1 protein-coding gene is annotated in these 1,139 nt (G+C 58.1%); it reads left to right on the top strand.

Annotated elements, in window-relative coordinates; translation table 11 throughout:
* Positions 1-207 (top strand): hypothetical protein (locus ACFQX9_RS33280; RefSeq protein ID WP_377789586.1); only part of this gene is annotated, 207 nt, incomplete at its 5' end.
* Positions 208-1,139 lie beyond the last annotated feature (932 nt).

Here is a 1,139-nt window from a genome sequence, read left to right on the forward strand (position 1 = left end):
GTCCGCGCTGACGCCAGAGAGTTTATGCTGATGAGCCAGCAAGCGACGGACATAGAAAAGCGCGAGCTGTTTAAGCGCTTGGCGGATGAACTCGCCTTCGAGGCTCTCGAGCTTGAGCTAATCGTCAAGAAAAATGAGCGAGCTAATCCGTGCGACCAGCACGAGGTCGTGGAGTTTAAGCCGCCCTCTCAGCGAACGCGTGGCTGATGCGGAAGAGGTCAAGCCGGCTAGATCGGCGTGACAACGGAACTTTGCGCATGGCTCCGCCAGCGAACGCTGCTCCGCCTTCGCCGCATCGCATTGCGGTTGGGAGGGGCCCAATCCGGAAGCGGTGATGTCATTGTACGCCGCCAGCAGTTCATCCATATGGTCCTTCCGTCGATTTCGAAGAACAGCGGGGTTTCAGGCAAGACGCCCAGGCTACGGAAGTGATCGACTATTTTTCGGCGAACCTCGATCGCAGCCCACGCGAAAGCTGAAGGGACCGGACCAGCCTCAGTAGAAGGAGGAAGCGTTCCCCTGCGTCCGAGCCGGTCGAACTCGGCCGCCCCTTCTTCGGGCCCGCTGTCCCGCAACGCCCGCTTGTGGCATCGACCTGACTTTCAGAAGGTTCGCCGCGCTTTCGCGGCTGAGACAATCCGTACGAGCGCTCGAATCGCTGCCGTCAGAGTACAACATCGTAGAAGATCGTACTTTAGCGTACAAAGTCGTTGCCATGTTGGGGGCGATACGACTCGAATCCCGACCCGAATATTCTGGTTTTGGTTCTGCATCAACGGTATCTTTCTGCGACAGACAGAACAGATCGTCCGTTTTGCCCGCTGCAATAGCCCCGCACGTCCGAACAATCCTTGCACCGCATGTAACGCTCCAACTCGTGGATCGGCGTCGTCTTCGTTCGTCGCACGAGTGCGCTCACACCGTCTAATGGGACGTAAGCTCTGACAGATTACGACGCGCGCAAGCAGGAGCCAGCGTGCAGCTTTAAACGTTTATGGGCGTCGATCGATCTGGAAGGTGATCGACATGGATCGAACCGAGCGCTTCTTTGCCGGATGACTGTCGTGGGCACGATCTGCCTCTGCGCCGCGTTTACGATGTGGATGCTCGTTTGAGCCGCCACTCATGCCGCCAACGGA

Source organism: Bradyrhizobium sp. GCM10028915 (assembly GCF_042666195.1).
Classification (GTDB): domain Bacteria; phylum Pseudomonadota; class Alphaproteobacteria; order Rhizobiales; family Xanthobacteraceae; genus Bradyrhizobium; species Bradyrhizobium canariense_D.